Annotated in this window: 15 protein-coding genes; 11 read left to right on the top strand and 4 right to left on the bottom strand. The window is 64.7% G+C overall.

The features are described from left to right. Positions 1-41: 41 nt before the first annotated feature. Positions 42-1,481, top strand: coding sequence for a dihydrolipoyl dehydrogenase (gene lpdA / locus C5L14_RS15475; RefSeq protein ID WP_105862939.1), 1,440 nt, complete (start codon positions 42-44; stop codon positions 1,479-1,481). Positions 1,482-1,613: 132 nt separating this feature from the next. Further along, positions 1,614-2,573: a lipoyl synthase gene (gene lipA, locus C5L14_RS15480; protein WP_105862940.1), complete on the top strand. Its 960-nt coding sequence runs from the start codon at positions 1,614-1,616 to the stop codon at positions 2,571-2,573. 88 nt (positions 2,574-2,661) lie between these two features. Here the strand turns inward: lipA and C5L14_RS15485 are convergent, their stop codons facing one another. Beyond that, a complete protein-coding gene (locus tag C5L14_RS15485; protein WP_105862941.1) occupies positions 2,662-3,576 on the bottom strand; it encodes a bifunctional helix-turn-helix transcriptional regulator/GNAT family N-acetyltransferase in 915 nt (304 codons plus the stop codon). 158 nt (positions 3,577-3,734) lie between these two features. On the opposite strand from C5L14_RS15485, the gene C5L14_RS15490 reads away from it, so the two are divergent. Continuing rightward, complete coding sequence (locus C5L14_RS15490; RefSeq protein ID WP_105863240.1) at positions 3,735-4,205, top strand: type II toxin-antitoxin system RatA family toxin; 471 nt, start codon at positions 3,735-3,737, stop codon at positions 4,203-4,205. A gap of 51 nt (positions 4,206-4,256) precedes the next feature. On the opposite strand, the gene C5L14_RS15495 is transcribed toward C5L14_RS15490, so the two are convergent. Next, positions 4,257-4,766, bottom strand: a complete 510-nt coding sequence (locus tag C5L14_RS15495) for a CinA family protein (RefSeq protein ID WP_105862942.1) — start codon at positions 4,764-4,766, stop codon at positions 4,257-4,259. A gap of 89 nt (positions 4,767-4,855) precedes the next feature. Next, complete coding sequence (locus tag C5L14_RS15500; RefSeq protein WP_105862943.1) at positions 4,856-6,049, bottom strand: bifunctional 2-C-methyl-D-erythritol 4-phosphate cytidylyltransferase/2-C-methyl-D-erythritol 2,4-cyclodiphosphate synthase; 1,194 nt, start codon at positions 6,047-6,049, stop codon at positions 4,856-4,858. Positions 6,050-6,071: 22 nt separating this feature from the next. Here C5L14_RS15500 and C5L14_RS15505 point away from each other — a divergent pair, with 22 nt between their 5' ends. The 5 genes from C5L14_RS15505 (at position 6,072) to C5L14_RS15525 (ending at position 11,070) form a co-directional block, all read left to right on the top strand. Beyond that, positions 6,072-7,265, top strand: coding sequence for a Ppx/GppA phosphatase family protein (locus tag C5L14_RS15505; RefSeq protein ID WP_105862944.1), 1,194 nt, complete (start codon positions 6,072-6,074; stop codon positions 7,263-7,265). Continuing rightward, complete coding sequence (locus C5L14_RS15510) at positions 7,262-8,014, top strand: RlmE family RNA methyltransferase (RefSeq protein ID WP_105862945.1); 753 nt, start codon at positions 7,262-7,264, stop codon at positions 8,012-8,014. Before C5L14_RS15505 ends, C5L14_RS15510 begins: the two co-directional genes overlap by 4 nt. A gap of 203 nt (positions 8,015-8,217) precedes the next feature. Further along, positions 8,218-9,543 carry a homoserine dehydrogenase gene (locus tag C5L14_RS15515; RefSeq protein ID WP_105863241.1) on the top strand — a complete coding sequence of 442 codons (1,326 nt, stop codon included), beginning with the start codon at positions 8,218-8,220 and terminating at the stop codon, positions 9,541-9,543. 85 nt (positions 9,544-9,628) lie between these two features. Further along, positions 9,629-10,627, top strand: coding sequence for a class II fructose-bisphosphatase (glpX, locus tag C5L14_RS15520; protein WP_105862946.1), 999 nt, complete (start codon positions 9,629-9,631; stop codon positions 10,625-10,627). Beyond that, a complete protein-coding gene (locus tag C5L14_RS15525) occupies positions 10,627-11,070 on the top strand; it encodes a GNAT family N-acetyltransferase (RefSeq protein ID WP_105862947.1) in 444 nt (147 codons plus the stop codon). The genes glpX and C5L14_RS15525 overlap by 1 nt, the downstream gene beginning before the upstream one ends. 118 nt (positions 11,071-11,188) lie before the next feature. On the opposite strand, the gene C5L14_RS15530 is transcribed toward C5L14_RS15525, so the two are convergent. After that, complete coding sequence (locus C5L14_RS15530) at positions 11,189-12,262, bottom strand: class I SAM-dependent methyltransferase (RefSeq protein WP_105862948.1); 1,074 nt, start codon at positions 12,260-12,262, stop codon at positions 11,189-11,191. A gap of 410 nt (positions 12,263-12,672) precedes the next feature. On the opposite strand from C5L14_RS15530, the gene C5L14_RS15535 reads away from it, so the two are divergent. The 3 genes from C5L14_RS15535 (at position 12,673) to C5L14_RS15545 (ending at position 15,161) form a co-directional block, all read left to right on the top strand. Further along, the gene (locus C5L14_RS15535; RefSeq protein WP_105862949.1) at positions 12,673-13,482 is read left to right on the top strand and encodes a glycosyltransferase family 2 protein; all 810 of its coding nucleotides are present in this window, start codon (positions 12,673-12,675) and stop codon (positions 13,480-13,482) included. Positions 13,483-13,554: 72 nt separating this feature from the next. Then, a complete protein-coding gene (locus C5L14_RS15540) occupies positions 13,555-13,746 on the top strand; it encodes a DUF4089 domain-containing protein (protein WP_105862950.1) in 192 nt (63 codons plus the stop codon). Next, positions 13,743-15,161: an AtzE family amidohydrolase gene (locus C5L14_RS15545; protein ID WP_105862951.1), complete on the top strand. Its 1,419-nt coding sequence runs from the start codon at positions 13,743-13,745 to the stop codon at positions 15,159-15,161. Before C5L14_RS15540 ends, C5L14_RS15545 begins: the two co-directional genes overlap by 4 nt. The last annotated feature ends 28 nt before the right edge of the window (positions 15,162-15,189 follow it).

The raw sequence follows: 15,189 nt of genomic DNA on the forward strand, positions 1-15,189 counted from the left end.
CGAGCAGCAATCCCGGCTCCGGGCCCAAGAGGAGACCCCAAATGAGTTCCTACGACGTCATCGTGATCGGCTCCGGCCCCGGCGGTTACGTCACCGCCATTCGTTCCGCCCAGCTCGGCCTGAAGACGGCTGTGGTGGAGCGTGAGCATCTGGGCGGTATCTGCCTCAACTGGGGCTGCATCCCGACCAAGGCGCTGCTGCGCTCGGCCGAGGTGCTGCACAATTCCCAGCACGCCAAGGATTTCGGCCTGGTGCTCAACGGTTCGGTCACGGCCGACGTCGGCGCGGTGGTCAAGCGTTCGCGCGGCGTCTCCGCCCAGCTCGCCACCGGCGTCGGCTTCCTCCTGAAGAAGAACAAGGTCGACGTGATCTGGGGCGAGGCCGAGATCACCAAGCCAGGCGAGATCGTAGTCAAGGCCTCGACCAAGTCGGTGCAGGGGCCGGCCATTCCCGCGCCGAAGGGGGCTCAGGGGCCTGGGACCTATCAGGCCAAGAACATCATCGTCGCCACCGGTGCCCGTCCGCGCGTGCTGCCGGGCCTGGAGCCGGACAAGAAGCTGATCTGGACCTATTTCGACGCCATGGTGCCGCCGGACATGCCCAAATCGCTGATCGTGGTCGGCTCGGGCGCCATCGGCATCGAGTTCGCCTCCTTCTATCGCACCCTCGGCGCCGAGGTGACGGTGGTCGAGGTGCTGCCGCAGATCCTGCCGGTCGAGGACGAGGAAATCGCCGCCCATGCGCGCAAGCGTTTCGAGAAGGCCGGCATGAAGATCCTGTCGGGCGCCAAGGTGACCAAGGTCGAAAAGACGGCCAATTCGGTCAAGGCGACGGTGGAGATGGGCGACGGCAAGTCCCAGGTGATCGAGGCCGACCGCATGATCTCGGCCGTCGGTGTGGTCGGCAATATCGAGAATCTCGGCCTGGAAAAGCTCGGGGTGAAGACCGATCGCGGCTGCGTGGTCGTGGATGGCTTCGGCAAGACCAATGTGCCCGGTATCTTCGCCATCGGGGACGTCGCCGGCCCGCCCATGCTGGCGCACAAAGCCGAGCATGAGGGCGTGGTCTGCGTCGAGGCGATCGCGGGCAAGAACCCGCATGCCTTCGAGAAGGACAAGATCCCCGGCTGCACCTATTGCACGCCGCAGATCGCCAGCGTCGGCCTGACCGAGAAGAAGGCCAAGGAAGCCGGCTTCACCGTCAAGGTCGGCCGCTTCCCCTTCATCGGCAACGGCAAGGCCATCGCTCTCGGCGAACCCGAAGGCCTGGTCAAGACGGTGTTCGACGCCAAGACCGGCCGGCTGCTGGGCGCCCATATGGTCGGTGCCGAGGTAACCGAACTGATCCAGGGCTTCGTGATCGCCATGAACCTCGAGACCACCGAGGAAGAGCTCATGCATGCGGTGTTCCCGCATCCGACCCTGTCGGAAATGATGCATGAGAGCGTTCTGGACGCCTATGGCCGCGCCATCCATATGTAGGCAACACTTGGCTCCACAGCATGCCTGCGATCGTGCAGGCATGCATGCGCGAGGGAGTTGCCGGGCTTGTCCGGCAATGGTGAAGGGCCGGCTTTCCTGATATATCGGCCGCAGTGAACCGAAAGGCTTGTCATGGCTGTCGTCCTCGATCTCCTCAACAACGACAACCGGCCGCGTCATCCCGAGAAGGCGCATCGGCCGGATCAGCCCATGCTACGCAAGCCGGACTGGATCCGCGTCAAGGCGCCGGGCTCGCCGGGCTGGCGCGACACCCAGGCCATCGTCAAGGAGAACAAGCTCGTCACCGTCTGCGAGGAGGCGGGCTGCCCCAATATCGGCGAATGCTGGGACAAGAAGCACGCCACCTTCATGATCATGGGCGACACCTGCACGCGGGCCTGCGCTTTCTGCAACGTCAAGACCGGCATGCCCGGGCCGCTCGACCCCAAGGAACCCGAGCATACCGGCATCGCCGTGGCCAAGCTCGGCCTCAGCCATGTGGTGATCACCTCGGTCGACCGCGACGATCTCAAGGATGGCGGCGCCCAGCATTTCGCCGAGGTGATCAAGGCGATCCGCCACCATTCGCCCGGCACCACCATCGAGATCCTGACGCCCGACTTCCTGCGCAAGGACGGCGCGCTCGAGATCGTGGTGGCGGCCAAGCCCGACGTGTTCAATCACAATATGGAAACGGTCGCTTCCAATTACCTCACCGTCCGCCCCGGCGCGCGCTACTTCCATTCGATGCGGCTGCTGCAGCGGGTGAAGGAGCTCGACCCCTCCATCTTCACCAAGTCCGGCATCATGGTCGGCCTCGGCGAGAAGCGGAACGAGGTCCTGCAGCTAATGGACGACCTGCGCTCCGCCAATGTCGACTTCATCACCATCGGCCAATATCTGGCGCCCTCGCGCAAGCACCATCCGGTGGTCGCCTACATCACGCCGGACGAGTTCAAGAGCTATGAGACGGTGGCCTATACCAAGGGCTTCCTGATGGTCTCCTCCTCGCCGCTGACCCGTTCGTCCCACCATGCGGGCGATGATTTCGCCCGGCTCAAAGCCAACCGGGCGGCGAAGCTGGGGCGCTGACGGCATAGAGTGTCAGTCTCCGACTGACATTTCTCTCCATCGATCCCGCTCCATCTCTCGATGGAGCTGAGAAGATCGATCCTGGCTGTCACAAATCCAGCGTCCAGGTCTGGCCGACGAGGTCCTTGCCGAAGGAGCGGTGGCGGTTTTCCGCCGCCAGCTCGAAGCCTTCGGCCTGATAGATCTTCCTTGCCGCGGTCAGGATGTCGTTGGTCCACAGCGTGAGGGAGGCATAGCCGAGGTCTCGGGCGCGCTCGATGCAGGTGCGGACCAGTCTCTTGCCCAGCCCATGCCCGCGGGCGCTGGGATCGACATAGAGCAGGCGCAGCTTGCCGACGGAGGCGTCGTCGCTCTTCATCAGGAAGATCGAACCGACGATGCGTCCATCGAGCTCGGCGATCCAGGCGTCCTCGCGCACCGGATCGAAATTGGCGACAAAATCCCCGAGGATGGTGGCAACCAACCCTTCATAGGTCCAGTCCCAGTCATATTCCTGGTGGTAGAGTTCGGCTTGGCGATGAATGACCCAGCCGAGATCCCCCGGCCTCGGCTTGCGGAGAACGACAGGCTGCGGCGCACGCTCCGTCACGTCGAGCAGCTTCTTGATTTCCTGCATGGCGCCGACGAGTTGGCTGCGATCTCCTTCGCCGAGCGGGGAAAGCAAGATGTCGAGCTGCGCGTTGGTGCCGGCTTCGAGCTCGGCGAAGGCATGGCGGCCGGCGGCAGACAGGGACAGCAGGTCGCGGCGGGCATGCGCGGGGTCGGTGCGGCTTTCCACCAGCCGGCCGGCCTTCAGGCGCGCGACGATCCGGCTGAGATGTGCCTTGTCCATATCGAGGCGCCGACCGATATCGGCGGCGGTCTGTTCCCCGGCGGTGGCGAGTTCGTAGAGCACGCGCGCCTCCGGCAAGGGGAAGGAACTGGCAGGCATGTGCCGGTCGAGCAGGCGCAATTTACGGGTATAGAAGCGGTTGAAATCGCGGATATCGTCAATGACGGACATGGGAAAGCCATTCAATGTTGACTAAGTCAACATTTAAGCCACGCGACAATTTGTCAAACGAAATCGCCACGCGGTTCCGCCCTTTTGCAGCCGGAATGCCCCGATTAAACTGTTTTGCCCGCCGGCCGATCCCTATATGAAGGCATCGGAGTTTGATCATGCCCTCTTTCCGTACCACGCGCCGCGTCAAGCATTCGCCCGCCGACATGTTCGACCTGGTGGCCGATGTCGAAAAATACCCGCTCTTCGTGCCGCTCTGCTCGGCGTTGCGGGTTCGCAGCCGTCAGCCTCAGGACGACGGACGCCTCGTCATGGTCGCCGACATGACGGTGGCCTACAAGCTGATCCGCGAGACCTTCGGCAGCCGCGTGACCATGGACCGGGAGAAGCTGCAGATTCTCGTCGAATATCTCGATGGCCCCTTCAGCCACCTGGAAAACCGCTGGTCCTTCAAGGACGATGGGGCAGGCGGCTGCGTCGTCGAGTTCTTCATCGACTACAGCTTCCGCTCCCGTACGCTCGGCATGCTGATGGGGGCGATGTTCGAGGCCGCTTTCCGTCGTTTCGCCGAGGCCTTCGAAAAACGCGCGGATGTCGTCTATGGCCGCAAGGCGATCGCAGCGTCCTAGAAAGCAAGGAGCCTGCGATCCCGGAAAAACCGGCATCCATGTCTGTTCGTATCAAACGGTAACCTTGATCTCGCCGGCAAGTCTCAGCAGGAGATCGAGAGCCTGCTCGACCGCTCGCTTGCGAATCTCCGAGCGCGACAGGTCGCCAAAGCGGCGCTCGACATGCAGGCGTGGCCCCTGCCGGCTCCAGGCCGCGAAATGCACCAGGCCGACAGGCTTGGCGGCCGTGCCGCCGCCGGGACCGGCGATGCCGGTGATCGCCACCGCAAGGCCCGCACGCGAGTGCAACACCGCCCCCTCCGCCATGGCGAAGGCGACGCTTTCGCTCACCGCGCCGTCCCGTTCGATCAGAGCCGGCGGAACGCCGAGCATCTGTGCCTTTGCCTCGTTGGAGTAGGTGACGAAGCCGCGGTCCACCACGTCGGACGAGCCGGGAATGGCGGTGAGGGCGCCGGCCACCAGCCCGCCGGTGCAGGACTCGGCCGTCGCGACCATCAGGCCCTTGGCGCGGCAGGCCGCGAGAACCTTGCTCGCCCGTTCGAAGAAGATCTCGTCATTCATGGCCGGTATCCTCACTCGGAGCGCGGACATCTTGTCCGCTCCTCATCGTCAAACGCAAGGCGTCCGAGAGCGGACAATCCGCGCTCCGACTAGCCCCAGGGCAACCGCACCGTCGCCGAGGCCATGGCGGCGATGCCCTCGCGCCGGCCGGTAAAGCCCAGGCCCTCGGTGGTGGTCGCCTTGACGCCCACCCGTTCGACGGCGATGCCGGCGATCTCGGCAATGCGCGCCCGCATGGCATCACGATGCGGGCCGATCTTCGGCGCCTCGCACAGCAGGGTGACGTCGAGATGGGCGATCGCTCCTCCCCGTGCCCGGACCAGACGGACGGCATGGGCCAGGAAGCGATCTGAGGAGGCACCCTTCCATTGCGGGTCGGAAGGAGGAAAATGCGAACCGATATCGCCGTCGCCGATGGCGCCGAGAATGGCGTCGGTGAGGGCATGAAGGCCGACATCGGCATCCGAATGTCCCTTCAGCGTGCGGTCGTGGGGGATCTTCACCCCGTTGAGCCAGACATGGTCACCCTCGGCGAACGCATGGACGTCGAAGCCCGTTCCGGTTCGGATGTCGCCGAGGGCGGCCAATTCGTTGGCGGCTTGTTCTGCCCGCTGGAAGTCGCTCTCGGTCGTCAGTTTCATGTTGCTGGCTTCGCCTTCGAAGATGTGAAGAGGATGGCCGGCCCATTCGGCCACGGCGCCATCGTCGGTCAAAGTCTCGATGCCGGCTTCCGCCGCCGCAAGATGGGCTGACAGGATCAGGTCGAAGCCGAAGGCTTGCGGCGTCTGTACGGCGCGCAGGAGGCTGCGTTCCGGTGTTGCCTTGACCCTGCCATCGAGGTCGATCTGCTTGATGGTGTCGGTGACCGCCAGCCCCGGCACGGCGGCTCCATGCGCGCGGGCCGCCTCGATCGCGCGGTCGATCAGGGCGGGGCTCGCAAAGGGGCGTGCTGCGTCATGCACGAGCACGATATCGGGCCTATCGCCGATCAGAGCCTTCAGTCCGGCGAGGCAGGACGCCTGCCGGGTGCTGCCCCCGAAGACATGGCCGGCCTGCTTGCTGATTCCCGCCGAGCATGCCGCAAACAGGTCTTCGTCTCCCGTGCCGATCACCGTGAGGATGCTGTCGACGGCGGGATGGCGTTCGAAAAGAGAGAGCGTACGGGCAAGGACGGTCCGCCCTCCCAGCAGGCGATACTGCTTGGGAACGGCGCCGCCGACACGCGATCCGCGTCCCGCTGCGACGATCAGCGCTGCCACGCGTAACTTGGCTTGAGCCTTCATGATCTTGATAACACGAACATAGATGGAATTCTTTCTCGCCACCGGCGCGGAACTTGTTACACTCGCAGACGAAGTGGCGAAATGCCTGTGGCGCAGGAAAATTGCGACGGGGCACGGTCAAGGTAGTATTTTGGTGGATCGAAGTTTGGAGGCACAAGCGCCTCGGTCGAGTGATGGTGCACATCTATCCGTGCCGCAATTACGGCAAGGAGAACAGGCGCGCCGTCACCACACCTATGCCGCGCTTGATCTTGGCACGAACAATTGCCGCCTTCTGGTTGCGCGCCCGACGGGAGAGGGATTTCGCGTCATCGACGCCTTTTCGCGGATCGTCCGGCTCGGCGAGGGGTTGGGCGCCAGCGGCAGCCTGCATGTCAATGCCATGGGGCGGGCTGTCGATGCGCTTGCCGTCTGTGCGCAGAAGATGCGGGACCGGCGCGTCGACCGCGCGAGGCTGATCGCCACCGAGGCCTGCCGCGCCGCCGACAACGGATTGCTTTTCGTCGAGCGCGTGCTGAAGGAAACCGGGCTCGACCTGGAGATCGTCGACCGGGAGACCGAAGCCCGCCTGGCCGCCGCCGGCTGCATCCCGCTGATCGACCGCAATCTCGACGGGGTGGTGCTTTTCGACATCGGCGGGGGATCTTCGGAAATCGTCTGGCTCGATATCGATCCGGCCGACCGGAACCGGCAGCCCAAAGTGCGCGGCTGGACGTCGCTCCCGGTCGGGGTGGTGACGCTCTCCGAGCGCCATGGCGGCGTCAGGGTGACGCGCGAGAGCTTCGAGCGCATGGTGGACGACGTGTCTGGCATGCTGGCTTCGTTCGCGCACCGGGAAGCCATCGCCAAGCGTGTCAGGCGCCTGCATTTGCTGGGCACCTCGGGCACGGTGACCACCATGGCCGGCATTCATCTGGAACTGCCTCGTTATGACCGGCGTCGGGTGGACGGCCTGTGGATGTCGCGCGGCGAGATCGATGATGTGCTCGAACGTCTCTTGGACATGACGTATGAGGAGCGCGTCGCCAATGCCTGCATCGGTCCGGAGCGGGCCGATCTGGTGATGGCCGGATGCGCCATTTTCGAGGCCATTCGGCGGGCTTTTCCCTGTGAGCGATTGCGCGTGGCCGATCGGGGCCTGCGCGAAGGATTATTGGTGCAGATGATGCAGGAGGATCGCGTCTGGCGTCACAACGGTGCGGGGCGCAACCCGTGAGTGGTGGAGCAGGCAAGGGCGGAGGTCCCGGCAAGGGCAAGAACAGTTCCGGCCGGGGCAGCGGTGCGCGCGAACTCGGTGTGCGGCTGAAGACGGCGCGCGGGCGCACGCATTCCTCGCAGCTCTGGCTCGAACGCCAGCTCAACGATCCCTATGTCGCCCGCGCCAAGCGCGAAGGGCGGCGCTCGCGCGCGATCTACAAGCTGATCGAGATCAACGACAAGGCCAAGCTCCTCAAGCCGGGCCAGCGCGTGCTCGATCTCGGTGCGGCCCCGGGCGGATGGTCGCAATTGGCGGCGGAGATCACCGATTCCGTCAATGGCCGCGGCAAGGTGGTGGCGATCGACCTGCTGCCCATCGATCCTATCCCCGGCGTCGATTTCGAGCAGATGGATTTCATGGACGACGCCGCGCCCGACCGGCTGAAGGCGATGCTCGGCGGCCCGGCCGATCTCGTGCTCTCCGACATGGCTGCCAACACGGTGGGCCATCGCGCCACGGACCATCTGCGTATCATCGCTCTGGTGGAAGCGGCAGCCCATTTCGCCGTGGAAGTGCTGGCCCCGGGCGGGGCTTTCCTCGCCAAGGTCTTCCAAGGGGGCACGGAAGGCGACGTTCTTGCCTTGCTCAAGCGTGACTTCGCGGTGGTGAAACATCTCAAGCCGGCGGCGAGCCGCGCGGGCTCCAGTGAGATGTATGTGCTGGCCACGGGTTTCCGCGGCCGGAAGGAAACTGTTTCCGCCGATTGAGCGCCGGTCCCCTGCATGTCGGGAGGTCCGTTCTTTTCGGCGCAGGCGGTGTTTTCAGGAGCGGACAGGATGTCCGCGCTCCGGCAGGAGTGAGGCGCTATCCATCAAAGTTGGAAAGTTCATCGCGAGAAATCCCTGTCCGGATGACTTGATCCCGGCGGCGCGCCATTGCACAAGTGCGCAATCTCAAGTTCGGACTGATGATGGCTGACCCTCTCAAAATCGGTATTGCCGGCCTTGGCACCGTCGGTGCCTCTACCATTCGCCTTCTCGATCGTCGTGCCAATGCCCTTGCCGCCAGTTGCGGTCGGGGTGTGACGGTCACCGCCGTTTCCGCTCGCTCGCGAACGCGCGACCGCGGCCTGCCGATGGAGCGTTTCCGTTGGTTCGACGATCCGATCGCGCTGGCCCGCGATCCCGGGATCGATGTCTTCGTCGAATTGATGGGGGGCGAGGAAGGAGCCGCGCACGAAGCGGTGAAGGCGGCCCTCGATGCCGGCAAGCCGGTGGTCACGGCCAACAAGGCGCTGCTGGCGCGTCACGGCGTCGATCTCGCCAGGCGGGCCGAGAAGGCCGGCGTCGCGCTCAATTTCGAGGCGGCCGTCGCCGGCGGCGTGCCGATCATCAAGACGCTGCGCGAGGCGCTGATCGGCAACAATATCGATCGGGTCTATGGCATCCTGAACGGCACCTGCAACTACATCCTGACCAAGATGGAGGCCGAGGGGCTGTCCTTCGACGCCTGCCTGAAGGAGGCGCAGCGCCTGGGCTATGCCGAGGCCGACCCGACCTTCGACATTGGCGGCTTCGATACCGCTCATAAGCTGGCCCTGCTCACCAGCCTCGCTTTCGGGACACAGGTGAACGCCGAAGCCATTCATGTGGAAGGCATCGAGCGCATCACCACCGAGGACCTGCTGGCCGCCGACGAGCTTGGCTATCGCGTCAAGCTTCTGGGCGTGGCCACGCGCTCCGAAGCGGGCGTCGAGCAGCGTGTCCATCCCACCATGGTGCCCAAATCGACCCCGATCGCGCAGGTCGACGGCGTCACCAATGCGGTGGCGATCGATGCCGACGCCGTGCCGGAACTGACCTTGGTCGGCCCCGGAGCGGGCGGCGAGGCCACGGCCTCGGCCGTGGTCGGCGACATCGCCGATATCGCGCGAGGCCAGGCCGGAGCGCCGTTCGGGCGCAAGACCGGCGATCTCGAGCCCCTGCCGGCTGCTGCCATGCAGGCGCACAAGGGCGGGTATTATGTCCGTCTTTCGGTGGCGGACCGGCCGGGCGCGGCGGCGGGCATCGCCACGCGCATGGCCGAGCGCGGGATCTCGCTGGAGTCGATCGTACAAAAGCATCGGGGCGGCAAGGTCTATGGCGGCGACGACCCGAGCAAGGTCGCCGGTGCCGTGCCCGTCATCCTCATCACCTACGCCACCACCGAGGCAGATATTCGCGGCGCCGTCGATGCCATGGTCTCCGATGGCTACATCGTGGAAACGCCGCAGTTGATCCGCATCGAGCGCGAATAAGCAATATCCCAGGGCGTGTCGTCAGTTATGGTTTGATCGAGCGCCAAATCATAACTGACGACGCGCCGCAACAACGGAGGAAGCCATGTCGGAGATTATTCAGGTCAAGCCGACGGATGTCATCGAGCGCATCCTTTCACTTGAACTGGTCCGTGTAACCGAGCGCGCCGCCGTTGCCTCGGCATTGCTGCGCGGGCGGGGCGATGAGAAGGCCGCCGACAAGGCGGCGGTCGACGCCATGCGGCGCGAACTCAACAAGATGCCGATCGACGGTACCGTGGTGATCGGCGAGGGCGAGCGCGACGAGGCGCCGATGTTGTTCATCGGCGAGAAGGTCGGCAACGGCCTGGGCCCGAAGGTCGATATCGCGGTCGATCCGCTCGAAGGCACCACGCTGTGCGCCAAGGACATGCCGGGATCGATCGCGGTGATGGCGATGGCCAGCGCCGGTTCGCTGCTCAATGCTCCCGACGTCTACATGGACAAGATCGCCATCGGGCCCGGCTATTCCGAGGGCATCGTCGATCTCGATGCCAGCGTAGAAGACAATCTCCACGCCCTTGCCAAGGCCAAGGGCGTCAAACCGCGTGAACTGACCGCGCTGGTTCTCGATCGTCCGCGCCATGCTCCGATCATCGAGGCGATCCGCAAGGTTGGCGCATCCATCCGCGTCATCACGGATGGCGACGTCGCCGGCGTCATCTTCACGACCAATGCGCATGAGACCGGCATCGACATCTATCTGGGAACGGGCGGCGCTCCCGAAGGCGTGCTGGCGGCGGCGGCGCTGCGCTGCGTCGGCGGCCAGATGCAGGGGCGCCTCATCCTCGACACAGAGGCCAAGCGGGAACGTGCCCTGAAGATGGGTGTCACCGACCCGAGCCGCAAATACAAGATGGAGGAACTCGCCTCCGGCGACGTCATCGTCGCAGCGACCGGCGTGACCGACGGCGCACTGCTGCAGGGCGTGAAGTTCCGCGGCCCGGTGATCACCACCGAGACGGTGATCTACCGTTCGCTCAACGGCACGGTGCGCCGCATCCATGGCGAGCATCGCCAGATGTCGAAGTTCAATCTCGACTGATGGATATCCGCGCGCTCACCGCGGAGGAACGCCCTGCCTGGGAGCCGCTCTGGCAGGGCTATCTCACTTTCTACAAGGCGTCGGTGCCGGAGGAGACGACGGCGCTGACCTGGGCTCGCTTCCACGATCCCGCCGAACCGATGTCCGCTTATGGTGCCTTCATCGATGGCCGGCTTGCCGGCATCGTGCACCTGATCCTGCATCGCTCGACCTGGACGCCGGGCCCCTATTGCTACCTGCAGGATTTGTTCACCGCCGAATGGGCGCGCAGGAGAGGCGTTGCCCGCGCGCTGATCGAATGGTCCTATCAGGAGGCCACGCGCCTGGGCGCCAGCCGCGTCTATTGGCTGACGCACGAAAGCAATGTCGAGGCACAGGCCCTCTACGACCAGGTAGCCTCCCGTTCGGGCTTCATTCAGTATCGAAAGATGCTGCCGGCCTGACCGGCACGGCATAATTACTCACCTCCTGGTCATCCCGTGTCTGCGCCGCATCAGTCCGTGGTGCGGAGCGTCCGGGATGACCCGCCGTGTAATTCCGGCCGGCAGCGCCTGTATCGCCTCACGGCCTGGCTTCGAGGATGAGGTTGAACGGTGTTTCCGTGGCGCGGCGGAAGCGGGTGAAGCCGGCTTCGGCCGCGACCTTGCGCAGGCGCGCCTCGCCGGCCTGGGCACCGAGCGCTAGGCCGACCTCCTGATCCAGCGAAGCCGGCGTGCAGATCACGGTGGAGGCGGCGTAGTAGACGCGCCCGACGGGATTGAAATTGTCCTCGAGCCGGTCATTGGCGAAGGGTTCGACCAGCATGCAGGTTCCTTCCGGTGCCATCGTGGACCTGACATGGCGCAGGGCCCCGACGGGATCGCCCATGTCGTGCAGGCAATCGAAGAAGCAGACAAGATCGTAGCCGCGCGCCGGCACCGTCTTGGCCGTGCTCACCTCGAAGGTGATGCGATCGGCCATGCCCGCGGTTTCGGCGGCGGCCGTGGCATCGTCGATCGAGCCCGGGTGATAGTCGAAGCCATAGAAGCGCGAATTGGGGAAGGCTCGGGCCATGATCATGGTCGAGACACCGTGCCCGCAGCCGATATCGGCCACGCTCGCGCCTCGCTCCAGCTTTTCCACCACGCCCTCCAGGGCGGGCAGCCAGTCCTGCACGAGATGATGGCGATAGGCGGTGCGGAAGAAGCGTGCCGTGCCGCAGAACAGGCATTTGTCCCGCTTGTCCCAGCCGACGCCTCGGCCTGTGCGGAACGCATCGGAAATGGCGGGCTCGTCTCGCAGGGTCGCCGCGACGAGATCCCCCACGGCTCCCAGGAACACCGGGCTGTCCTCGTCGGCGAAGACCGCCGCCTGTTCAGGCTGCATGGAAAAACGGGCGGTTCCGGGATCATAGACCACATAGTCCGAGGCGGCCTGCGCCGCGAGCCATTCGCGTATGTAGCGCTCGGAGGTCCCGGTCTTCTCGGCAAGTTCCTGCGAGGTCAGCGGCCCGGCCTCGGCGAGGGCCTTGTAAAGGCCGAGCTTGTCGCCGATGAGCAGCAGCGACGCGTTCATCGCAGCACCGACATCATTGAGCATCTTGCCCATGAAGGCGTTGAGTTTGTCCGGATCTACCGTTCCATTCTGTAAGGCCATCGCTGCTCTCCTATCGTCGAATGCGGCCTGTCGTAGCCGGCATCGGACTCCCTTGACGATGCGATCCCTGCGTCCTTCGTTTCGAGACGGCCATGAGGCATCGCTGCCGGAAGACGGCGATCCGCGACGTGCACGATGAAAACTGCCGATGCCTGACCTGGCTCGATCCCGAGACGAAAGCGGAAGGCTTGCATGACGCCTGCGCCGGGAACCCATGCCGGCGACGATGACATCTTCGTCCTTGCTGGATCTTTCGTTACAACCCCAACGTGGGCACGATGAATATTACCACGACAGGAGGCGTGCCGCTCTTGGCCATTAGGCGGATGCCGCAGCGTCGCGAGGAACAAAATCACCGGCCCGCGGCCGACGGGCTGGCCATTTTTCGGGGCTTCGATTAGATCACCGCCATGTCGCCACCCGCATCACCGTCCGGGCTGCCCGGCCCGCCGCCATTGTCCGTCTTCATCATCGCCTTCAACGAGGCCGATCGCATCGGCGCGACCATCGAGGCCGTGCGCGGTCTCACGGACGATCTGGTCGTGGTCGATTCAGGGTCGACCGACGGGACGCAGACAATCGCCGAAAAGCTCGGCGCCCGGGTGATCCACAATTCCTGGCCGGGCTACGGTCCGCAGAAGCGCTTTGCCGAGACGCAGTGCCGCCATAACTGGATCCTCAACATCGATGCGGACGAAGTGGTGTCGCCGCAGCTCTCGGCGGAGATCCGTGCCCTGTTCGCGGGCGGGGAGCCCAAGGCCGACGGGTATGAGATCAACATCGCCGAGGTCTTTCCGGGGGAAAGGGAGCCTCACCCCTGGGGGTACACGCTGGCGCCGGTGCGGCTCTATCGATTCGATCGTGGCCGTTATGCCGAATCGACCGTGCACGATCGCGTGCATTTCAGCGGTCAGCCGCGGATCGCGCGGTTGAAGGGGCGCATCCATCATTATTCGATCCGCTCGCTCGGCGATGAAATCGCCAAGTTGAACGCCTATACCGAGCAGCAGGCCGAAGATCTCGACAAGAGGGGCAAGACGCTCGGCAGTTGGCGAATTCTGACTGAATTCCCCCTCAACTTCCTCAAGGCCTATATAGTGCGTCGTCATTTCGTTCGCGGTCTTTACGGCATCGCGACGGCGACGAACTATGCTTATTTCCGTTTTCTTCGCCTGGCCAAGCATATGGAAAGGCGGCGCCTACGCAAACTTCGGGGATGACGCATCATTTGGCTTGTCTTCGGGAAGCGAAGGGGGGACAGTCCGCCTACATCATTCTCGAGGGGCGATGCGATGAGCGGCAAACCCGAATTCGATGCGCAGGCGGTCATCGATGCGATGGCACCGATGATCGGAATCGAGATCGATCCTGATTTTCGCGAAGGCGTTGCCGCCAATCTGAAGCTGACGGCCGATCTGGCACAACTGGTGCTGTCCTTCCCGATCGAGGACGGCGATCAGCCCGCTGCGGTCTTCGAAGCATGACCAGCCTGCTCGATCAGGGCTGCTCGCCGCAACTGGGCATTCTGGAAATCTCCACCGGCATCCGCAGTGGGCGTTTCACGGCGCGCGCGGCGATCGAGCATACCCTGGCGCGCATCGAAAGGCTGGACGGCAGGGTAGGGGCATTCACGGCGGTGCTCGCCGAGCGTGCCCTGGCGCGAGCCGATGCCATCGATGCCCGTCATGCCGCCGGCAAGCCTGTCGGAGCCCTGGCCGGCGTCCCCTTCGCCGTGAAGAACCTCTACGACATTGCCGGCCTCGTCACCCTCGCCGGTTCCAGGATCAATCGCGACAATCCGCCAGCCACGCGGGATGCGGCGCTGATCGAACGCCTGGAAGGGCAGGGGGCGATCTGCGTGGGTGCGCTCAACATGGGCGAATACGCCTATGATTTCACCGGCCAGAACACGCATGGGGTGCCCTCGCGAAATCCTCATGCCCTCGACCACTTGGCCGGCGGGTCTTCCAGCGGCCCCGCAAGCGCCGTGGCGGCGGGCTTCGTGCCGTTGGCCCTGGGCAGCGATACCAATGGCGCCATCCGCGTGCCGGCCTCCCTATGCGGGCTGTTCGGCATGAAGCCGACCTTCGGGCGGCTCAGCCGCGCACGCAGTTTTCCTTTCGTCGCCAGCCTCGACCACATGGGCCCGCTGGCCCGTTCGGCTCGCGACCTCGCCTTTGCGTATGATGCCATGCAAGGACCCGATCCGGACGACCCGAGTTGCGCTCAACGCCCGGCGCAGCCGGCCCTGTTCGAACTCGGCCGCGGCATCGAGGGGCTGCGTATTGCCGTGGCGGGCGGCTATTTCCACCCGGAGGGCAACCGCGATGCGCTGGACGCGGTGCGGCGCTGCGCCAAGGCGCTCGACGCCAGCGAAACCATCGAGATCCCGCAGGCGGCGGTTGCCCGGGCAGCGGCCTTCCTGATCACCATTACCGAGGGCGGGGCACTGCATCGCAACAGGCTGCGGGAGCGTGCCAAGGATTTCGCGCCAGGGGTGCGGGACCGGCTGATCGCGGGCAACATGGTGCCGGCGACCTGGGTGAATGCGGCGCATCGCTTTCGCCATTGGTTCCGGGCCGAGATGCATCGCATCTTCGAGCGAATCGATCTGATTCTAGCGCCGGCGACGCCCTGTCGTGCCCCCAGAATCGATGCGACCACCATCGAGGTCGGTGGCCAGGCTATGCCGCTTCGTGCGAATCTGGGGCTGTTCACGCAGCCGATTTCCTTTATTGGACTGCCTGTGGTCACGGTACCGCTCTGGAACGAGGGCGAGAAACTCCCGATCGGCGTGCAGATCATCGCTCCCGCCTGGCGGGAGGATCTTGCCCTGCGGGCTGCCTGGGCGCTGGAAACGGCGGGAGTCGTGCGGGCTCCGGTTGCCGATATCGAATAAAGGTCGATTCGCCGGGCCTTGGCCGCAG

It is taken from the genome of Labrys okinawensis, assembly GCF_002982075.1.
Lineage (GTDB): Bacteria > Pseudomonadota > Alphaproteobacteria > Rhizobiales > Labraceae > Labrys > Labrys okinawensis_A.

What these genes read in the sequence shown, in the direction of transcription:
- C5L14_RS15515 (WP_105863241.1), top strand. Translation starts at nt 8,218, where the DNA reads ATGGCTGACCCTCTCAAAATCGGTATTGCCGGCCTTGGCACCGTCGGT.
- C5L14_RS15495 (WP_105862942.1), bottom strand. Translation starts at nt 4,766, where the DNA reads ATGAATGACGAGATCTTCTTCGAACGGGCGAGCAAGGTTCTCGCGGCC.
- lipA (WP_105862940.1), top strand. Translation starts at nt 1,614, where the DNA reads ATGGCTGTCGTCCTCGATCTCCTCAACAACGACAACCGGCCGCGTCAT.
- C5L14_RS15490 (WP_105863240.1), top strand. Translation starts at nt 3,735, where the DNA reads ATGCCCTCTTTCCGTACCACGCGCCGCGTCAAGCATTCGCCCGCCGAC.
- C5L14_RS15500 (WP_105862943.1), bottom strand. Translation starts at nt 6,049, where the DNA reads ATGAAGGCTCAAGCCAAGTTACGCGTGGCAGCGCTGATCGTCGCAGCG.
- C5L14_RS15535 (WP_105862949.1), top strand. Translation starts at nt 12,673, where the DNA reads ATGTCGCCACCCGCATCACCGTCCGGGCTGCCCGGCCCGCCGCCATTG.
- C5L14_RS15540 (WP_105862950.1), top strand. Translation starts at nt 13,555, where the DNA reads ATGAGCGGCAAACCCGAATTCGATGCGCAGGCGGTCATCGATGCGATG.
- C5L14_RS15545 (WP_105862951.1), top strand. Translation starts at nt 13,743, where the DNA reads ATGACCAGCCTGCTCGATCAGGGCTGCTCGCCGCAACTGGGCATTCTG.
- glpX (WP_105862946.1), top strand. Translation starts at nt 9,629, where the DNA reads ATGTCGGAGATTATTCAGGTCAAGCCGACGGATGTCATCGAGCGCATC.
- C5L14_RS15525 (WP_105862947.1), top strand. Translation starts at nt 10,627, where the DNA reads ATGGATATCCGCGCGCTCACCGCGGAGGAACGCCCTGCCTGGGAGCCG.
- C5L14_RS15505 (WP_105862944.1), top strand. Translation starts at nt 6,072, where the DNA reads ATGGAATTCTTTCTCGCCACCGGCGCGGAACTTGTTACACTCGCAGAC.
- C5L14_RS15485 (WP_105862941.1), bottom strand. Translation starts at nt 3,576, where the DNA reads ATGTCCGTCATTGACGATATCCGCGATTTCAACCGCTTCTATACCCGT.
- lpdA (WP_105862939.1), top strand. Translation starts at nt 42, where the DNA reads ATGAGTTCCTACGACGTCATCGTGATCGGCTCCGGCCCCGGCGGTTAC.
- C5L14_RS15530 (WP_105862948.1), bottom strand. Translation starts at nt 12,262, where the DNA reads ATGGCCTTACAGAATGGAACGGTAGATCCGGACAAACTCAACGCCTTC.